This window comes from Aeromonas media (assembly GCF_000819985.1).
Taxonomy (GTDB): Bacteria; Pseudomonadota; Gammaproteobacteria; order Enterobacterales; family Aeromonadaceae; genus Aeromonas; species Aeromonas media.
The window spans coordinates 1-1,149 of the sequence record NZ_CDBZ01000099.1 but is presented as its reverse complement, the minus strand read 5'-3'; the positions used below and the strand labels follow the sequence as shown (position 1 = coordinate 1,149).

The 1,149-nt window shown below is 62.6% G+C and carries 1 protein-coding gene; it reads right to left on the bottom strand.

Annotated features, from left to right (window positions below):
* Positions 1-35 precede the first annotated feature (35 nt).
* Positions 36-1,130 (bottom strand): AI-2E family transporter, encoded by a 1,095-nt coding sequence (locus BN1127_RS08645; protein ID WP_042649162.1) that lies wholly within the window; start codon positions 1,128-1,130, stop codon positions 36-38.
* Positions 1,131-1,149: the final 19 nt, after the last annotated feature.

Here is a 1,149-nt window from a genome sequence, read left to right as displayed (position 1 = left end):
GGGGGCGCATGGCGTGGCGTTGGACGGTCATGGGACTATTTTTCCGCAGCAGCCAGCCCTTCGTTGACCCAGGCCATGAAGATGCGATAGCCGATGGAGAGCAGGGTGGCACCGATGAACATGCCGAGGATGCCATTGGTTGCCATGCCGCCGAGGGCGCCCAGCAGCACCACCGGCATGGGGGCATCGACCCCGCGCCCCAGCAGCAGCGGCTTGAGGACGTTGTCGGCCATGCCTGCGACGATCAGCAGGACGCTGTAGATGATGTTCACCAGGGTGCCGTGATCGCCAGCGCTCCACATGTAGGCGATGGCCGGGCCGGTCACCAGAATGACGGGCACCTGGGCGATGCCGAGGATCAGCGCCAGGACGAAGAAGATGCCGACCGCCGGGATCCCCGCCAGCATCATGACGATCCCCGCCAGCAGCGCCTGGATGAAGGCGACCCCGATAACTCCCTGGGCCACGGCTCGAATGGTGCTGGTGCACAGCTTGGTCAGCGCCAGCCCCTTGCGTTCATCCGTGATGCGCATGGCGATGCGATCGGCGCTCAAGGCGCCCGGAGCCCCCCAGGCCATCATGATGCCGGCCACGATGAAGGAGGCGACAAAGCCGAGCAAGCCTCCCCCCATGCTGGCGAGGATGCCGACAACCTTCTTGGCCAGATCCCCAAGCTGTGGCTTGTAGCTGATGATGAGGCTGGGCAAGTCCACCGAGGCTTTCAGCCAGACGGCATGGAGCTTGGCGCCCACCAACGGGATGTTGGCTGTGTCAGGGGAGGGGGCCGGGATGACCAGGGTGTTGTTTTCCACCTTGTCAACCAGGGCGCTGACGCTGTCCCCCAGGGAGCTGACCATGACGACGGTGGGCGCCACGATGAGCAGCACCCCCAACAATACCAGCAGGGTGGAGGCCCGGCCCTGTTTACCGCCCAGGCGTGCGGCGAAGCGCTGGTGGAGGGGATAGAGGGTCACGGCCAGGATCAGGGCCCACAGCATCATGTTCATGAAGGGAGAGAACACGGTAAAGCAGAAAGAACCCAGTGCCAGGATAAGGCCAAACTTGATGAACATATCCAGGAATCTGGCAACCAATCTTTTTTCGACGATGGACAGGTCGTTATTTTCCATTCTGGTACCTGATTACCCA

What these genes read in the sequence shown, in the direction of transcription:
- BN1127_RS08645 (WP_042649162.1), bottom strand. Translation starts at nt 1,130, where the DNA reads ATGGAAAATAACGACCTGTCCATCGTCGAAAAAAGATTGGTTGCCAGA.